At 71.3% G+C, this 16,071-nt stretch carries 11 protein-coding genes; 6 read left to right on the top strand and 5 right to left on the bottom strand.

Going from position 1 to position 16,071, the window contains the following annotated elements; all coding sequences use genetic code 11:
* The 3 genes from AMK19_RS23970 to AMK19_RS23960 form a co-directional block, all read right to left on the bottom strand.
* Nucleotides 1-996 carry a hydroxymethylglutaryl-CoA lyase gene (locus AMK19_RS23970; RefSeq protein ID WP_073815169.1) on the bottom strand — a complete coding sequence of 332 codons (996 nt, stop codon included), beginning with the start codon at nucleotides 994-996 and terminating at the stop codon, nucleotides 1-3.
* Nucleotides 993-3,194 carry an acetyl/propionyl/methylcrotonyl-CoA carboxylase subunit alpha gene (locus AMK19_RS23965; RefSeq protein WP_073815167.1) on the bottom strand — a complete coding sequence of 734 codons (2,202 nt, stop codon included), beginning with the start codon at nucleotides 3,192-3,194 and terminating at the stop codon, nucleotides 993-995. Before AMK19_RS23965 ends, AMK19_RS23970 begins: the two co-directional genes overlap by 4 nt.
* Nucleotides 3,195-3,288: 94 nt before the next feature.
* Nucleotides 3,289-5,001, bottom strand: coding sequence for a carboxyl transferase domain-containing protein (locus AMK19_RS23960; protein ID WP_241844550.1), 1,713 nt, complete (start codon nucleotides 4,999-5,001; stop codon nucleotides 3,289-3,291).
* Between the two features lie 129 nt (nucleotides 5,002-5,130).
* On the opposite strand from AMK19_RS23960, the gene AMK19_RS23955 reads away from it, so the two are divergent.
* Nucleotides 5,131-5,793 carry a TetR/AcrR family transcriptional regulator gene (locus tag AMK19_RS23955; protein WP_073815166.1) on the top strand — a complete coding sequence of 221 codons (663 nt, stop codon included), beginning with the start codon at nucleotides 5,131-5,133 and terminating at the stop codon, nucleotides 5,791-5,793.
* A 223-nt stretch (nucleotides 5,794-6,016) separates the two neighbouring features.
* On the top strand, nucleotides 6,017-9,733 hold the full coding sequence (locus AMK19_RS23950) for an ABC transporter ATP-binding protein (protein ID WP_073815164.1): 3,717 nt from the start codon (nucleotides 6,017-6,019) through the stop codon (nucleotides 9,731-9,733).
* Nucleotides 9,734-9,793: 60 nt separating this feature from the next.
* On the opposite strand, the gene AMK19_RS23945 is transcribed toward AMK19_RS23950, so the two are convergent.
* A complete protein-coding gene (locus AMK19_RS23945) occupies nucleotides 9,794-10,738 on the bottom strand; it encodes an ATP-grasp domain-containing protein (RefSeq protein ID WP_073815162.1) in 945 nt (314 codons plus the stop codon).
* Between the two features lie 214 nt (nucleotides 10,739-10,952).
* On the opposite strand from AMK19_RS23945, the gene AMK19_RS23940 reads away from it, so the two are divergent.
* Complete coding sequence (locus AMK19_RS23940; protein ID WP_241844549.1) at nucleotides 10,953-11,429, top strand: NUDIX hydrolase; 477 nt, start codon at nucleotides 10,953-10,955, stop codon at nucleotides 11,427-11,429.
* 135 nt (nucleotides 11,430-11,564) lie between these two features.
* Here the strand turns inward: AMK19_RS23940 and AMK19_RS23935 are convergent, their stop codons facing one another.
* Complete coding sequence (locus AMK19_RS23935) at nucleotides 11,565-12,008, bottom strand: hypothetical protein (RefSeq protein WP_073815161.1); 444 nt, start codon at nucleotides 12,006-12,008, stop codon at nucleotides 11,565-11,567.
* 763 nt (nucleotides 12,009-12,771) lie between these two features.
* Here AMK19_RS23935 and trpS point away from each other — a divergent pair.
* The 3 genes from trpS (at nucleotide 12,772) to AMK19_RS23920 (ending at nucleotide 15,746) form a co-directional block, all read left to right on the top strand.
* Entirely contained in the window at nucleotides 12,772-13,821 is a 1,050-nt protein-coding gene (gene trpS, locus AMK19_RS23930; protein WP_083647289.1) for a tryptophan--tRNA ligase, read from the top strand.
* A 252-nt stretch (nucleotides 13,822-14,073) separates the two neighbouring features.
* On the top strand, nucleotides 14,074-15,003 hold the full coding sequence (locus tag AMK19_RS23925) for a S66 peptidase family protein (RefSeq protein ID WP_073815159.1): 930 nt from the start codon (nucleotides 14,074-14,076) through the stop codon (nucleotides 15,001-15,003).
* A gap of 11 nt (nucleotides 15,004-15,014) precedes the next feature.
* A complete protein-coding gene (locus tag AMK19_RS23920) occupies nucleotides 15,015-15,746 on the top strand; it encodes a nucleoside/nucleotide kinase family protein (protein WP_143200360.1) in 732 nt (243 codons plus the stop codon).
* Nucleotides 15,747-16,071 lie beyond the last annotated feature (325 nt).

The raw sequence follows: 16,071 nt of genomic DNA, 5'->3' as shown, positions 1-16,071 counted from the left end.
TCAGGCCGTGGGCCCGAGCAGGGCGCGGACGGTCCGCGAGGGGCTGGGGCGGCCGAGGTGGCGCGCCATCCAGCCGCTGGTGTCGGCGAGCGCCGCCAGGTCGATGCCGGTCTCGATGCCCAGGCCGTGCAGCATCCAGACCAGGTCCTCGGTCGCCAGGTTGCCGGTCGCGCTCTTGGCGTACGGGCAGCCGCCGAGCCCGCCGGCGGAGGAGTCCACGATGGTCACGCCGGAGCGGAGCGCGGCCAGGGTGTTCGCCAGTGCCTGCCCGTAGGTGTCGTGGAAGTGCACTGCGATCCGGTCGACCGGTACGCCGGATCGAGTGAACTCGTCGATCAGCGCCTTGACCTGGCCGGGCGTCGCGACGCCGATGGTGTCGCCGAGGCTCAGCTCGGTGCAACCCATCTCCAGCAGAGTCACGCCGTGTCGGACCACCTGGGCGATCGGGACGGGGCCCTCCCACGGGTCGCCGAAGCACATCGACAGGTATCCGCGCACCGGGACGCCCGCAGCCGTGGCACGTTCGACCACCGGCCGGAACATGGCCATCGCCTCGTCCGCCGAGCGGTTGAGGTTGCGCTGCGCGAACGTCTCGGTGGCGCTGGCGAACACCGCGATCTCACCGGCGTGGTGAGCCAGCGCCCGGTTCAGGCCGCGCTCGTTGGGCACCAGGACGGGCAGGCGCAGGCCCGGATACCGCGCGGGCAGCTCGGCCAACCGAGGCATCAGCTCCTCGGCGTCGGCCAGCTGCGGCACCCACTTGGGGTGGACGAAGCTGGTGGCCTCCACGGTGCGCAGCCCGGCGGCGGCGAGTCGGGCGATGAACTCCGCCTTGACCTCGACGGGGACGAGGCCGCTCTCGTTCTGCAGCCCGTCGCGGGCGCCGACCTCGTGGATTCGCACTCGCGCGGGCAGGTCGGGGTCGCGCACGGTGTCCGGCAGACCGAGCGCCAGCACGGTCGGCTCGGGCGCGGCCCGGTCGGGAGCGGTGGTCATCGTGCAGCCTCCGGCAGTTTCGCGCTGGTGTCGGCTTCCGCCTCGGAACCGGTAGCTTCTTCCTCGTCGGAGGCGACCGTCACCAGGGGCGCGTCCATCGCGACGGTCGCGCCGGTGGTGACCCGCAGGTCCTCGACGGTGCCGTCGTGCGGTGCGGAGATGACGTGCTCCATCTTCATGGCCTCCAGGACGAGCAGTGCCTGTCCGCGGTGGACCCGCTCGCCGGCCTCGACCTTCACCACGGTGACGGTGCCGGGCATCGGTGCCGTGAGGGTGCCGTGGTGGGCGGTGCCGGCGGCGGCCCGCTCGGCGATTGCGTCGAACGGGTGAACGGGCCAGGCATCTCCGTCGACACCGAGCCAGTGCGTGAGGCCCTCCGCGGTGCGCTCCTCGGAGACCGTGAAAGTGGCCTGCAGGCCGTCAACCGCAAGGCGGAGCAGGTTTCCGTCCAGGGTCGCTCGGGCCTTCCGGACCGGGCCGTCGTCGAGTTGGATCTGCCACTCGGGGGTTGCCGTGACGGAAAAACCGATAGCGCTCTCGAATTCACCACTGGTAGTCATTCGGCAACGCACTGCGACGGGCTCCCGTCCGGGGAGTCGCAGCCGGTGCGTGGTCCAGGCGGCCTCGCCGCCGAGTCGCCACCCCGAAGGGAGGGAGAAGGGATCGGTCCAGCCGTCGGAGGCGTCGGCGTGGCCGAGTCCGAGCTGTCGCACCAGCGCAGCGGCGAAGTAGAGCAGGTCGATCGTTTCGGGCCGGGTGTACGGAGAGCTCAGCAGGGAGGGGTTCTGCTGGGCGCTGCGCTCCACCAGGCCGGTGTCGAGCCGACCTGCCATCACCTCGGGCTGAGCCAGCAGCCGGCGCAGGTAGCCGGTGTTGGTGGTGACGCCCAGGATGCGGGTCTCGGCGAGTGCGGCCCGCAGCCGACGGATCGCGGTCGGACGGTCGGGCCCGTACGCGATCACCTTGGCGAGCATCGGGTCGTACAGGCTGCCGATCCGGTCGCCGGGTGCGATTCCGGAGTCCACCCGGATGCCCTCGCCCGAGGGCTCGTCCAGCAGCAGTACCTCGCCGCCGGTGGGGAGGAAGTCCCGTTCCGGATCCTCGGCGCAGATACGGGCCTCGATCGCGTGGCCCAGGAAGGAGATGTCCGACTGTGTGAACGACAGCTTCTCGCCCGCGGCGACGCGCAGCTGCCACTCGACCAGGTCGAGCCGCTGCGGTCCTTCGGGGCCGTCGACGGAGACGGCCAGTTCCGTGACGGGGTGTTCCACCTGGAGGCGGGTGTTCATCTCCATGAAGAAGAAGTCGAGGACGTCGTCCCCGTCCGGCCCCGCGGGGTCCCCGCCGGGAACGATGAACTCGACCGTGCCGGCGCCGGTGTAGCCACAGGCCTCGGCGGCACGCACCGCGGCCGCGCCCATCGCGGCCCGGGTCCGGGCGTTCAACAGGACGGAAGGAGCCTCTTCGATGAGTTTCTGATGGCGGCGCTGGAGGCTGCACTCCCGCTCGCCGAGGTGAACGGTCCGGCCGTGGGTGTCGGCCAGGACCTGCACCTCGATGTGGCGCGGTTGGTCCACCCAGCGCTCCAGCAGCAGGGTGTCGTCACCGAACGCGGTGCGGGCCACCCGGCGGGCGGCGGCGAGCTCGGCGGGCAGCTCGGCCGGGTCCCGGACCAGGCGCATGCCCTTGCCGCCGCCGCCGGCCGAGGGCTTGAGCAGCACCGGATAGCCGATTCGGGTAGCCGCCGCGATCAGCTGGTCGTCGCTGGGCGAGCCGTCTTCGCTGCCGGGGACGACGGGCACCCCGGCGGCCCGGACGGCCTCCTTGGCGTTGATCTTGTCGCCCATCAGCTCCACCGCAGCCGGCGGTGGGCCGATGAAGACCAGCCCGGCCTGCGTGCAGGCCTCGGCGAAGGCGGAGTTCTCGGCGAGGAACCCGTAGCCGGGGTGGACGGCCTGCGCTCCGGTCCGGCGGGCGGCGTCGAGGATCAGGTCGGTGCGCAGGTACGTCTCGGCGGCCGAGCTGTCGCTTCGGTCGGCGGGCCCGAGCCGGACTGCCAGATCGGCGGCCCGGACATGCGGGGCGTCCGCGTCCGCGTCGCTGTGCACGGCGACCGAGCGCACGCCCAGCTGCCGCAGGGTGCGGATCACCCGTAGCGCGATCTCGCCGCGGTTGGCGACGAGCACGGTGTCGAACATGGAGGTGTGCCTCCGTTGCGAGAGGAACGAGTGAGCGAGATGACGATGCTTCAGAAGCGGTGACCGGTCCGTGGCTCGGCCCTCCGGTGGGGCGTCACATTCGGAAGACCCCGTACGGGCGGGGTTCGGCGAGCGGGGCGTTGGCGCAGGCGGTGAGCGCCAGGCCGAGCACGGTACGGGTCTGCATGGGGTCGATCACGCCGTCGTCCCACAGCCGTGCGGTGGCGTAGTACGCGTTGCCCTGCCGCTCGTACTGCTCGCGGACCGGGCGCTTGAACTCGTCCTCGGCCTCGATCGGCCAGTCCTCGCCGCGGGCCTCGAACTGGTCGCGGCGGACGGTGGCCAGCACCGAGGCAGCCTGCTCCCCGCCCATGACGGAGATCTTCGCGTTCGGCCACATCCACAGGAAGCGAGGCGAGTAGGCCCGGCCGCACATCGAGTAGTTGCCCGCGCCGTAGGAACCGCCGATCACCACCGTCAGCTTCGGCACCCGGGTGCAGGCCACCGCGGTGACCATCTTGGCGCCGTGCTTGGCGATGCCGCCGGCCTCGTACTGGCGACCCACCATGAAGCCCGTGATGTTCTGCAGGAAGAGGAGGGGGATGCCCCGCTGGTCGCACAACTCGATGAAGTGCGCGCCCTTGAGCGCGGACTCGGCGAACAGGACGCCGTTGTTGGCGACGATGCCGACCGGGTGGCCGTGGATGCGGGCGAACCCGGTCACCAGGGTGGTCCCGTACTCCGCCTTGAACTCGGCGAAGCGGCTGCCGTCGACCAGCCGGGCGATCACCTCGCGCACGTCATAAGGAGTGCGCGGGTCCACCGGCACCGCGCCGTACAGTCCGGCCGGGTCGACGGCGGGCGGCTCGACCGGGGCGAGCGGCCAGGGCTTGGCGGCGCGCGGGCCGAGCCCGGCCACGATGGTGCGGACGATGGAGAGCGCGTGCGCGTCGTCCTCCGCCAGGTGGTCCGTCACGCCGGACGTGCGCGAGTGCAGGTCGCCGCCGCCGAGTTCCTCGGCGGTCACCACCTCGCCGGTGGCGGCCTTCACCAGCGGCGGGCCGCCGAGGAAGATGGTGCCCTGGTTGCGGACGATCACCGCCTCGTCGCTCATCGCCGGAACGTAGGCGCCACCCGCGGTGCACGAGCCGAGCACCGCCGCGATCTGCGGGATCCCGGCGGCGGACAGGCGCGCCTGGTTGTAGAAGATCCGGCCGAAGTGGTCGCGGTCGGGGAACACCTCGTCCTGCATCGGCAGGAATGCGCCGCCCGAGTCCACCAGGTAAATGCAGGGCAGCCGGTTCTCCAGGGCCACCTCCTGCGCGCGAAGGTGCTTCTTGACCGTCATCGGGTAGTAGGTGCCGCCCTTGACCGTGGCGTCGTTCGCCACCACCAGGACCTCGCGCCCGGCTACCCGTCCGATGCCGGCGATCACGCCGGCAGCGGGGGCGGCCCCGTCGTACAGGCCGTCGGCCGCCAAGGGGGCCAGCTCCAGGAAGGGCGAGCCGGGGTCGAGCAGGGTGTCCACCCGTTCCCGGGGCAGGAGCTTGCCGCGGGCGGTGTGCTTGGCGCGTGCCTTCTCGCCGCCGCCGAGGGCCGCCGTCGCAAGCTTCTCGCGCAGTTCGGCGACCAGCGCCCGGTGGGCCTGTGCGTTGGCGAGACCGGTGGGCGACGCCGGGTCGACCGCGCTCTCCAGACGAGGTGCGGGTGCCGCGGCCGCGCCGAACAGCGGTACCTGTGCATGCGTGGCGGTGTCTCGCGGCGAAGCCGGAGACAGCGATGAGGTCGGTGCCGAAGAGGGGACCATCCCAAGAGCTCCCTTGCCCTCGGATCGGATCGGGGCAGGCCGAAGGGCGAGCCGGCCAGCCCGTGTTAATGAGCGTTAACTCTGTGGCCAGGTTAACCAGCGATAACCCGACTGTCTACGATGGGCAGCATGCCCAACCGCCCCGTCGCCCCTGTGCTCCCACGCCGTGACCAGATCCGGAAGGAGGCCGCCAGGCTGTTCGCCGCCCGCGGTTTCCTCGGAGTCGGGGTGGACGAGATCGGCAAGGCGGTGGGCATCAGCGGTCCGGGCCTCTACCGGCACTTCGCGGGCAAGGACGCGATGCTCGCCGACCTCCTGGTCGGCATCAGCGAGCGCCTGCTGGACGAGGGGCGCCGTCGGGTCGGCGCGGCCGCGGGGCCGCAGGCCGCGCTGGACTCCCTGATCGACGGGCACATCGACTTCGCCCTGGACGACCGGGACCTGATCATCCTGCACGATCGCGAACTGCTCCATCTCAAGGAGGAGGACCGCCGTCGGGTCCGCCGGCTGCAGCGTGGCTATGTCGAGCTGTGGGTCACCATGGTGCGCGAGGCCTTCGCCCCGCTGGCCGCCGCCGAAGCGGAGCCGGTCGCCCGTGCCGCCGTGCACGCGGTATTCGGCCTGCTGAACTCCACCCCGCACAGTGCCGCACCACAGGCTGCCCCGGCGGACCTTGCCGTCGAGCGGGCAGGCTTGACCCGGGATGCGATGGCCGCACTGCTGCGCGCACTGGCCCAGGGCGCGTTCGTAGCCGCTGCCGCAGCCGCCGTGGAGTCGAACCAGGCCGTCTGACCTGCGGGTTTCCAGGTGGAGCCAGGGTCCGGGCTGTAGTCGGCTGCACCCCCGCCTAGGACGATCGGACGATCCGGATGTAGCCGACCGTAGGAGGCGCACCACCGCGTGCCGCGGGCAGGCTGAAGACGGGAAGGAAGCTCGGCCCCCGGCCGTTCAGCCTCCTGTGCGCCCGTCCAATCCGGTGGACGCTCAATCGGCCGAATGGTTAGCATCACTAAATATGCCCGAGACTCATGGTTTCCCAGAGCAAGGCTGGCTCCGCCGGCTCGGCGGCTACTGCTGGCGCTACCGTCGCAACCTGTTGCTGTCCTTCGGGTCCTCGCTCGTCGGTATGGCGATCACCGCGATCATCCCGCTCATCACCAAGCTGATCATCGACGACGTGATCACCACGCACCGTCGCCCGCTCACCCCGTGGGCGGTGCTGCTGCTGGTCGCGGCCGCCGCGGTGTTCCTGTGCACGCAGATGCGCCGCTACTACGGCGGGCAGCTCGCGGTGGACGTCCAGAACGACATGCGTGCCGACCTGTTCCGCGCGCTGACCAGACTCGACGGTCACCGCCAGGACCGGTTGGACATCGGGCAGGTGGTCGGCCGCGCCACCTCCGACCTGCAGCTGGTCAACGGGCTGCTGTCGATGATGCCGATGATGACGGGCTACGCCCTGATGTTCGGCATGTCGGTGGTGGTCATGCTCTGGCTGTCGCCACCGCTCACCCTGATCGCACTGGTGATGGCCCCGGTCCTGTGGTGGCTGTCCACACTCAGCCGCAAGCGCCTCTTCCCCGCCTCCTGGGCGGCCCAGCAGCAGGCGGCCGAGGTCGCGGGCGTGGTGGATGCCGCCGTCGGCGGCGTCCGGGTGGTCAAGGGCTTCGGACAGGAGGCCCAGGAACGCGGCAAGTTGGAGCGGGTCTCGCGCGAACTGTTCGCGGCCCGGCTCCGCTCGATCCGGTTGAACGCCCGCTACACCCCGGCGATGCAGGCCGTCCCCGCACTCGGGCAGGTCGCGGTGCTCGCCGTCGGCGGCTGGCTGGCCGTCCGGGGCGACGTCACCCTCGGCACCTTCGTCGCCTTCTCCACCTACCTGGCACAGATGACCAGCCCGGTCCGGTTCCTCGCCATGGTGATCACCGTCGCCCAGCAGACCCGCGCCGGTGTCGAACGAGTCATGCAGCTGATCGACCAGCGCCCGCTGGTCACCGAGGCCTCGGACGCCCGGCCCCTCGACCCGGACGCGGCGGTGCCGGCCGGCACGCCCGCGCTCGAACTCGACCAGGTCGACTTCCACTACCGGGCCGAGGAACACCCCGAGCCGGGCAGCGCCTCCGACGGCGTTCCGGTACTGGACGGCCTCAGCCTGCGGATCGCACCGGGGGAGACGCTGGCACTGGTCGGCGCGTCCGGCTCCGGCAAGTCGACCGTCGCCCAGCTGGTGCCCCGCTTCTACGATCCGACCTTCGGCAGCGTCCGCCTGTTCGGACAGGACCTCCGCGAAGTCACCCTCGACTCGGTGCGCGCTGCCATCGGCATCGTGCCGGAGGAGAGCTTCCTGTTCTCCGACACGGTCCGCACCAACATCGCCTACGGCCACCCCGAGGCCACCGAGGAGCAGATCCTCGCCGCCGCCCGGATCGCCCAGGCCGACGGCTTCATCCGGGAGCTTTCGGACGGCTACGACACCAAGGTCGGCGAGCAGGGCCTCACCCTCTCCGGTGGCCAGCGTCAGCGCATCGCCCTGGCCCGCGCCATCCTCACCGACCCTCGGATCCTGCTGCTCGACGACGCCACCTCCGCCGTCGACCCGCAGGTCGAGGCGGAGATCCATGACGCGCTGGACAGCGTGATGGCCGGCCGCACCACCCTGCTGATCGCGCACCGCCGCTCCACCCTGCAACTCGCCGACCGCATCGCCGTCCTGGACGCCGGCCGGCTGGTCGACATCGGCACCCACGACGAACTCACCGCCCGATGTCCGCGCTACCGGTCGCTGATCACCGACCCGGACGCACTGGCGGCCCCCGTGCCCACCGAGCCCGAGCAGGGCACAGAAGCCGCGGAGAGCAGGAACGCCGCACCGGCCGCCGAGAAGCCCGCAGCCGACGCCGAACTGCTCGCCAAGGTCGCCGCCCTGCCGCCCGCGACCGACACCCCCGACGTCCCGGTCGAGCAGGCCGAGATCGCGGACCCCAGGTTCAACCTGGCCCGGCTGCTCGCCCCGTTCCGTCGCCCCCTGCTGCTCGCGCTGCTGCTGGTCGCGCTGGACACCGCAGCCGGCCTGGCCCTGCCGGTGCTGATCCGGCACGGCATCGACGACGGCGTCAGCAAGGCCGCCATCGGCGGCGTCGCGGTCGCAGCCCTGCTGGCACTCGTCGTCGTCATGCTCGACTGGCTGGTGCAGGCCACCGAAAGCAAGGTCTCCGGGCGTACAGGCGAACGCGTCCTCTACACGCTGCGCCTGAAGATCTTCGCCCACCTCAACCGACTCGGCCTCGACTACTACGAGCGCGAGCTGACCGGCCGGATCATGACCCGCATGACGACGGATGTGGACTCCATATCCTCGTTCCTGCAGACCGGCGTGGTCACCGCCGTGGTCAGCCTGTTCACCTTCTTCGGCATCTTCGTGGCCCTCGTCGTGATCGACGCCGGCCTGGCGCTGGTGGTGCTCATGGTGCTGCCGCCGCTGATCATCGGCACCCTGGTGTTCCGCAAGAAGTCCGCCCAGCAGTACCAGATCTCCCGCGACCTGATCAGCACCGTCAACGCCGATCTGCAGGAGAACGTCGCGGGCATGCGGATCGTCCAGGCCTTCCGTCGCCAGGACGCCAACATCGACCGGTTCGTCGAGCGGGGCCTCGCGTACCGGCACGCCCGGGTCAAGGCCCAGCTGTACATCTCGGTGTACTTCCCGTTCGTGCAGTTCCTGTCCAGCGTCGCCTCCACCATGGTCCTGATCGTCGGCGCCTCCCGCGTCGACCACGGCACGCTGACCATCGGTGCACTGGTCGCCTACCTGCTGTACATCGACCTGTTCTTCGCACCGGTCAGCCAGCTCTCGCAGATCTTCGACGGCTACCAGCAGGCGGCCGTCGGCCTCGGCCGCATCCGCGAACTCCTGCGTACCCCGACCAGTACTCCGCAGGCCGAACAGCCCGTTCCGGTCGGGGCGCTGCGCGGTGAGATCGCCTTCGAGAACGTCAGCTTCGCCTACAACGGCGGAGGTGAGGGCAAGCCCGAGGTCCTCTCCGGAATCGACCTGCACATACCCGCAGGCCAGACCGTCGCGCTGGTCGGCGAGACCGGCGCGGGCAAGTCCACCCTGGTCAAACTGGTCGCCCGGTTCTACGACGCCACCGGTGGCACCGTCCGGGTCGACGGCACCGACCTGACCAGCTACGACCTGGAGGGATACCGGCATCGGCTCGGCGTCGTCCCGCAGGAGGCCTACCTGTTCGCCGGGACGGTTCGCGACGCCATCGCGTACGGGCACCCCGGGGCGAGTGACACCGAGGTCGAGGCCGCGGCCAAGGCGGTCGGCGCGCACGACATGATCACCCGACTCGCCGGCGGCTACCAGCACACCGTCGCCGCCCGTGGCCGAAACCTTTCTGCCGGTCAGCGTCAACTCATCGCCCTCGCCCGGGCCGAGCTGGTCGACCCCGACATCCTGCTCCTCGACGAGGCCACCGCCGCCCTCGACCTCGCCACCGAAGCCGCCGTCAACCACGCGGCGGACCGGCTCAGCGGCGGGCGCACCACCCTGGTCATCGCCCACCGGCTCACCACCGCGGAACGTGCCGACCGGGTCGTCGTCCTCGACCACGGGCGCATAGTGGAGGACGGCACCCACACCGAACTGCTCGACCGCGACGGCACCTACGCCAAGCTGTGGAACGCCTTCATCGCGGAGGGGCACCCCGCGCCGGTGCTCGGCTGATCAGTTCATCGATGCCCCGGGCCCGGCAGATTGCCGGGCCCGGGGCGTTTTTTCGCATGCTCAAGCCCGCCCGGGTCGTGCGGCATCCAGCAGGACCCGGAACAGTACCTCGGCATCCACTCCGGACGGCAGCTCGCTGACCTGGCCGTCCCCGACCTCCACTACCCGCCAACCGCTCCCGGCACCCCGGCCGTTCGGACCGGCGGCGTCGCGGCCGTCAGCGTTGCCCTCGGCCAGCCGCGCCAGGTCCGTGGTGACGAAGCGGCACCCCAGCTCCCGCACCAGCGGGCGGACGGCCGACAGATCGGGCTCGACCCGGCTCGCCGGGCAGTCGGGGTGCGGCCCGATCAGCACGGGTTCGCCGTCCACCCACCAGACCCTGGCCTCCTGCGCCCGGCCGTCAGCCGTCCGCGCGAAGGACTCGAAGCGGCGAAGCACCAACCCGCCCGCCAGGAACTCGCCTTGCAGCTCGGTGAAACGCGCCGCCACGCGCTCCAGCGCGTCGAGGTCGGCCAACTCGGGGACGTAGCAGGCCTCGTGCCACTCGTGTTTGCGGGACTTGACGTAGTCCTTCACGACCGCAGGGCCGTGCCCGCCCAGAGCGGAGGCGGCTGCGGCCAGGACGGTGCGGTCCCAGGAGGGGCCGGGAAGCCAGGTGCTGGCGGGTGTCACGGGCTCGAACGTCCGGTACCAGCCCGGCAGTTCATGGGCGGTGGCGTACTCGTCCGGTCCGGTCAGCAAGGTGCAGCCCCGGTCGGCCAGGGCCCCGGCCAGTGCGGCGTACCGGGCGATGGGGATCATCCAGCCGCGGTACCAGAGCGGCCCCGACCCGGTGGGGACGCGTCGGACGGCGGCCTCGACATCCCCGGTCAGCAGCGCGTCGTGGTCGAGCAGCGCGGGGCTGCCGCCGGCGGCCCGGATCAGTCCGGCCTCCCAGGCGAAGTGCGGGTCCGCCCGACGAGGCAGGAGCGGGTCGGAGGGAAGGATGACGGTGGGGTCGACCATGAGGCTCAGATTAGGTCCACCGATCGGTTGAGGAGCTGTCCTTGACCCGGCGTTGACCAGGCATTCTGTTCCGCAGGCCCGCGCCGACCCGCCGTGGTGGCCGAAAACTCGATCGACAGTCCGACAGCTGCACTGTCAGGCTTTCTGTGTGCGATGGATCACAGGACGTCAGAAGCCCGAAGGTGAACGGCTGCCCCGCCGAGCGGCGCGAACGGTGGTGCTCTCGCCGGAGGGCGAGGTGTTCCTGTTCCGATCGGACAACTCCGAAGTCGGGGTGCACTGGAACGCTCCGGGTGGCGGCCTGGAGCCAGGTGAGACACCGGCCGAGGGGGCGCTCCGCGAGCTGCGCGAGGAAACCGGCTGGACCGACCTCCAGCCCGGCGAACTCCTCTGCACCTGGGAGCACGACTTCACCTGGCACGGCACACCCGTGCGTCAACACGAGCACATATTCCTGACCCGCGGCCCGCGACGTGAGCCCAAAGACGTGGCAGCAGCGGCCCACCGCGCCGACGGCATCCTCGGCTGGCGTTGGTGGACATCCGCCGAACTGGCAGCACCGGATGCCGATCCGCTCTGGCCGCCGGACCTGTCGGCCCTGCTCACCGGACTCCGCACCGCGGAAGACGGCTCGATCGTCCCCGTCCACCTCGGCTACGTGCCCAACACCGCCACGAACCAGCCCGGCTGACAGCAGGTACGGCAAGCCGCAACACCCCGGCCCGGACCGAACCTCGGCAGCGCAAAGAGAGGAGCCGCTCGTCCCAGCACCCGCAGACCCCACAGACACCATCGCAGCCGCGCCGCAGCCGACCGGGCCCGACGGTCAGCGGACCTGACGCCGACCCCTCCGGCGCCCGCGAGCCACCGGAACCTCGGCCTGCCAGTCGCGAAGCCCCAGCTCACGGTCGTGCACCGCCTCCGGGTTGATCACCACCGACAGCAGGGCGGAGCGCAGTTCCTCGGGAGTCATCCCGGTCGAGCGCTGCAGTTGCTCGGTGGGAACCGACACCGCGATGGCAGGCCGCCACTCCGGTAGCACCACCTGGCAGGTCCCGGAGCCGAACCGCAGCAGTTGGGCGGACACCCGGCGCTCCGTGACCCGGGCCACGCCGGGGCCGGCAGCGTCGACCAACCCGGGGGACCCGCCGATCAGCACACCCATCGGCACACCCACCGGGGCGGCCGGGGCGCTCTCCACCTCGGCGGCGACCAGCCCGTTCGCCAGTGCGCCCCCGGGCGGCACCGGGGCGGACGGAACGGCCCGCACCTGGCTCAGCCGCCGCGAAGGGGTCGGCCGCCGCGGTGGCCGCACCCGTCCCGTCACCATGCCCGTGCCCCAGACCCCCGACGACCAACCGAGCGACCCAGGAGAGCCCGTAGCCCCACCCCTCACCAAGCCCTCGGCACCCGCGGCCCCGAGGCCCTCGGCCTCCCGAGCAGGCCCGGGCACCGCCGGCGCCCCGGGCAGCGACGGCTCGCCCACCGCAGACGACCAGTCGGGGACCTCGTCACGGCTGTTCGGGACTCCGTGACCGCCCGCCTCGGCATCCAAGCTTCCGTCCGGGCCGGACCCGGACGGTGCCGAGCCGTGCCCGGAACCAGGCCCCAAACCGCTCCCCAAGCCGGGAGCCGAGCCGGACACCGCCGAATTCGCGCTTGCCGCAGGGTAATTGGCGTCCGCGTCCGGCCGGGTCGGCGCGTTCTGGTCGAGCGAGGTCATGGCTGGACACCCTCCGGATTCTCGGCTCGCCCGATCCTGCACCACGAGTGCGTGCCGGGCCAAGGGACGTGTGTGCACAGCCTGCCGGTTCCGTGCCGTCCGGCCGGAAGTCGGCCCGCCGATCCTGCGGTCGCGTTATCGTGACCGCATGTCTCTCACGTCATGCCTGCGCTGGTGGCCGTCCTAGGACGGCCGATCCCCATGCATGACTCCAGGGCCGTCCGTACGGGCGGCCCCGGCGCGATCATCTCCGACGGACCCGGGCCCACCCCGGCGGGCGGCCACCCCCGCAACCGAGGAGAACCCCGCCATGACCGCCACCGCAGACACCACGACGACCACCACGCCGGGCACCGCCACCCCGCTGATCGCCCCGACCGCCGAAGGCCACCGCCGGATCCTGACCGGCGACCGCCCGACCGGACCGCTGCACCTCGGCCACTACTTCGGCACACTCCGAAACCGGGTCCAACTCCAAGCCCTGGGGATCGAGTTGCTGATCGTGATCGCCGACTACCAGGTGATCACCGACCGGGACCGGGCCGACCGGGTCGCCGAGCACGCCGAGAACCTGGTCCTCGACTATCTGGCCGCCGGAGTCGACCCGGAACAGGCCACGATCTTCACCCACAGCGCCGTCCCCGCCCTCAACCAGTTGATGCTGCCCTTCCTCAGCCTGATCAGCGTCGCCGAACTCTCCCGCAACCCCACCGTCAAGGACGAGATCGCCCACTCCCGACAGGCCGCCGTCAGCGGACTGATGTTCACCTACCCCGTCCACCAGGCCGCCGACCTGCTGTTCTGCAAGGCGGACCTGGTCCCCGTCGGCCAGGACCAACTGCCGCACCTGGAGACCACCCGCACCATCGCCCGCCGCTTCAACGACCGTTACACCCCTCTGTTTCCCGAGCCCCAGGCCCTGCTGTCCGAGGCCCCGCTGCTGCTCGGCACCGACGCCGGCAAGATGAGCAAGAGTCGGGGCAACGCCGTCACTCTCGGCGCCGGTGAGGACGAGACAGCGCGGCTGCTGCGCGGCGCGGTCACCGACAACGACCGGCACATCAGCTACGACCCCGAGACCCGCCCGGGCGTCTCCAACCTGGTGCTGCTGATCGCCCTCTGCCAGGACCGCGACCCGCACGCCGTTGCCGAGGAGATCGGTTCCGGCGGAGCGGCCCACCTCAAGCGCACCGCCACCGAGGCGGTCAACGAGCACCTCCGCCCCCTGCGCACCCGTCGAGCCGAACTGGCCGCAGACCGCGCGCTGCTGCGTGAAGTTCTGCACACCGGCAACGCCCGCGCCAACGCCATCGCCGACCGCACCCTCACCGAAGTCCGCACCGCCATGGGCACGTTCTGACCCCGGGGTGGTGTGCGGGCCGTCCACCGACGACGGCCCGCACACCACCGGCCGGGCCCGGCCGCTCCTCTCTACCGGGACCGCACGCATGCGGCACCCGGCCGGAACCACCCCGGCGGATCGGCAGTCACCGGACCGGGGTGGAGAGTTCACGGTCGGGGGATACCGTCAGCAGGCACCACCGGCCGGCCCCGTGCCGTGCCAGGCGTCCGGTCGTCCCGCCCGCGCTCCACACCACGAAGGAGTCACCCGATGCCGATGCGTCCGCTCCGTCCCGGTGACCGCGTTGCCCTCGTCGCCCCCAGCGGCGCGGTCGACCCCGCACGACTCGCCCTCGGGACCGACATCCTGCGGTCCTGGGGCCTGGAGGTGGTCGTCCTCCCGCACGTCCACGACACCCACCGCACGCTGCCGTACCTCGCCGGCTCCGACGTCGATCGCGCTGCCGACCTGCAAGCCGCCTGGCTCGACCCCGACATCGCCGCTGTCCTCTGTGTACGCGGCGGGTTCGGGGCCCACCGGATGGTCGACCTGCTCGACTGGGACGCGATGCGCGCCGTCCCGCCCAAGCTCCTGATCGGGTTCAGCGACGTCACCGTCCTGCACGAAGCCGTCGCCCAACAGCTCGGCGTCCCCACCCTCTACGGCCCGATGCCCGGCGCCGGCGTGTTCACCACCGATGCCGCGACCGCCGAACACCTGCGCCGCACCCTGTTCGAGCCGGCGACCACGACCGTCCTCACCGGACCGGACGCCACGACCCTCGTTCCCGGACGCGCCCACGGCGTCCTGATGGGTGGCTGCCCCTCGCTGCTCGCCGCCGATCGCGGCACCCCCGCTGCCCGTCCGTCCTTCGCCGGCGGCCTGCTCGTCCTGGAGGACGTCAACGAACAGCCCTACCAACTCGACCGCATCCTCACCCAGCTGCGCCGGAGCGGGGCGCTGGAGGGAGTGGCAGGTGTGGTCCTCGGTTCCTGGGACCTCTGCGGACCGCAAGACGGCGTACGCGCCGTGATGCTCGACCACCTCGGCGACCTCGGCGTCCCCGTCGTCTGGGAACTCGGCTTCGGCCACGGCCCGTCCTCGATCACCGTCCCGCTCGGCGTGCCCGCCACGTTGGACGCCGACGCGGCCACGCTCACCCTCGACGCACCCGTTCTCACCGCCCCCGTCGATGCGTAGGGTTGCGAGCCATGCACGTCGAAGGCGCCTCCGCTGCGGACACCCTCACCACCGCCCTGGCCGACGAGCGGCCGTCCGCCCCTGTGGCGGCAGTGGAACGTGCGCTCGGCCTGCTCCACGGCCCCGGTAGCGGAAGCGGCCGAGTACTCCTCGGCCTGGCCGGACCGCCCGCGGCCGGAAAGTCAACGCTTGCTCGGCTGCTGATCGACGCGGTCAACCGCCACGAGGGCCCCGACACCGCCGCCTACCTCCCACTGGACGGCTTCCACCTCTCCAACGCCCAGCTCGACCGCCTCGAACTGCGCCCCCGCAAGGGCGCCCCCGAGACCTTCGACGCTTTCGGCTACCTCGCCCTCGTCCAGCGTGTCGCCGCCGACCGCTTCCACGACATCTATGCGCCCGACTTCGACCGCACGCTCGACGAGCCCGTCGCCGCCTGCCACCTGATCCGCCCCTGCACCCGACTGGTCGTCACCGAAGGCAACTACCTCGCGTCCCCCGCCACCCCGTGGGCGGACGCCCGGGCCCTGCTGCGCGAACTCTGGTACGTCGACGCCGATCACGCGGCCCGGGACGCCCGGCTCCTCGCCCGCCACACCGCCGGCGGCGAGGACCACTCCACCGCGCGCCGCCGCGTCGACACCAACGACCGGCCCAACGCCGCGCACGTGGAGACCACCCGTGCAGCCTGCGACTGGGTGGTCCGTGCGGACGTGTTTGCACCTGCCTACCGAACGGCGTAGTGTTACCTAGTCGCTCGGCAGGGAGCACCGGACACGCATCTGTGTGGACGGTCCCGGAGCGGCCAATCCCTTGAGAACCACCCAGTGGATCCGTTCCGGGTCGCGTCCTTTTCGCGTCCCTGTTCGTATTTGCTGTGCGCGTTTTCGGAGATTGCGGCGGATTCGCTTTTCGGAGCGGGGATCGGCTAGAGTTTGAAACGTCGGAACGGCCGCGAGGCAGGGAAGACAAACAGCAAGTCGGATCGAAACTCCGGAAAACGGAGCGGAAAACATCTGATAAGCTGAGAACACGAAAGAACGAAGCGCCCGGAGGGTCCGCAGGAAT

Source organism: Kitasatospora sp. CB01950 (assembly GCF_001905465.1).
Classification (GTDB): Bacteria; Actinomycetota; Actinomycetes; order Streptomycetales; family Streptomycetaceae; genus Kitasatospora.
The sequence above is the reverse complement of the archived record's forward strand: the minus strand, read 5'-3'. Positions and strand labels throughout refer to the sequence as shown.

Bases quoted from the DNA above. Each gene is read 5' to 3' on its own strand.
- AMK19_RS23970 (WP_073815169.1), bottom strand. From the start codon at position 996: ATGACCACCGCTCCCGACCGGGCCGCGCCCGAGCCGACCGTGCTGGCG.
- AMK19_RS23965 (WP_073815167.1), bottom strand. From the start codon at position 3,194: ATGTTCGACACCGTGCTCGTCGCCAACCGCGGCGAGATCGCGCTACGG.
- AMK19_RS23960 (WP_241844550.1), bottom strand. From the start codon at position 5,001: ATGGTCCCCTCTTCGGCACCGACCTCATCGCTGTCTCCGGCTTCGCCG.
- AMK19_RS23955 (WP_073815166.1), top strand. From the start codon at position 5,131: ATGCCCAACCGCCCCGTCGCCCCTGTGCTCCCACGCCGTGACCAGATC.
- AMK19_RS23950 (WP_073815164.1), top strand. From the start codon at position 6,017: ATGCCCGAGACTCATGGTTTCCCAGAGCAAGGCTGGCTCCGCCGGCTC.
- AMK19_RS23945 (WP_073815162.1), bottom strand. From the start codon at position 10,738: ATGGTCGACCCCACCGTCATCCTTCCCTCCGACCCGCTCCTGCCTCGT.
- trpS (WP_083647289.1), top strand. From the start codon at position 12,772: ATGACCGCCACCGCAGACACCACGACGACCACCACGCCGGGCACCGCC.
- AMK19_RS23925 (WP_073815159.1), top strand. From the start codon at position 14,074: ATGCCGATGCGTCCGCTCCGTCCCGGTGACCGCGTTGCCCTCGTCGCC.
- AMK19_RS23920 (WP_143200360.1), top strand. From the start codon at position 15,015: ATGCACGTCGAAGGCGCCTCCGCTGCGGACACCCTCACCACCGCCCTG.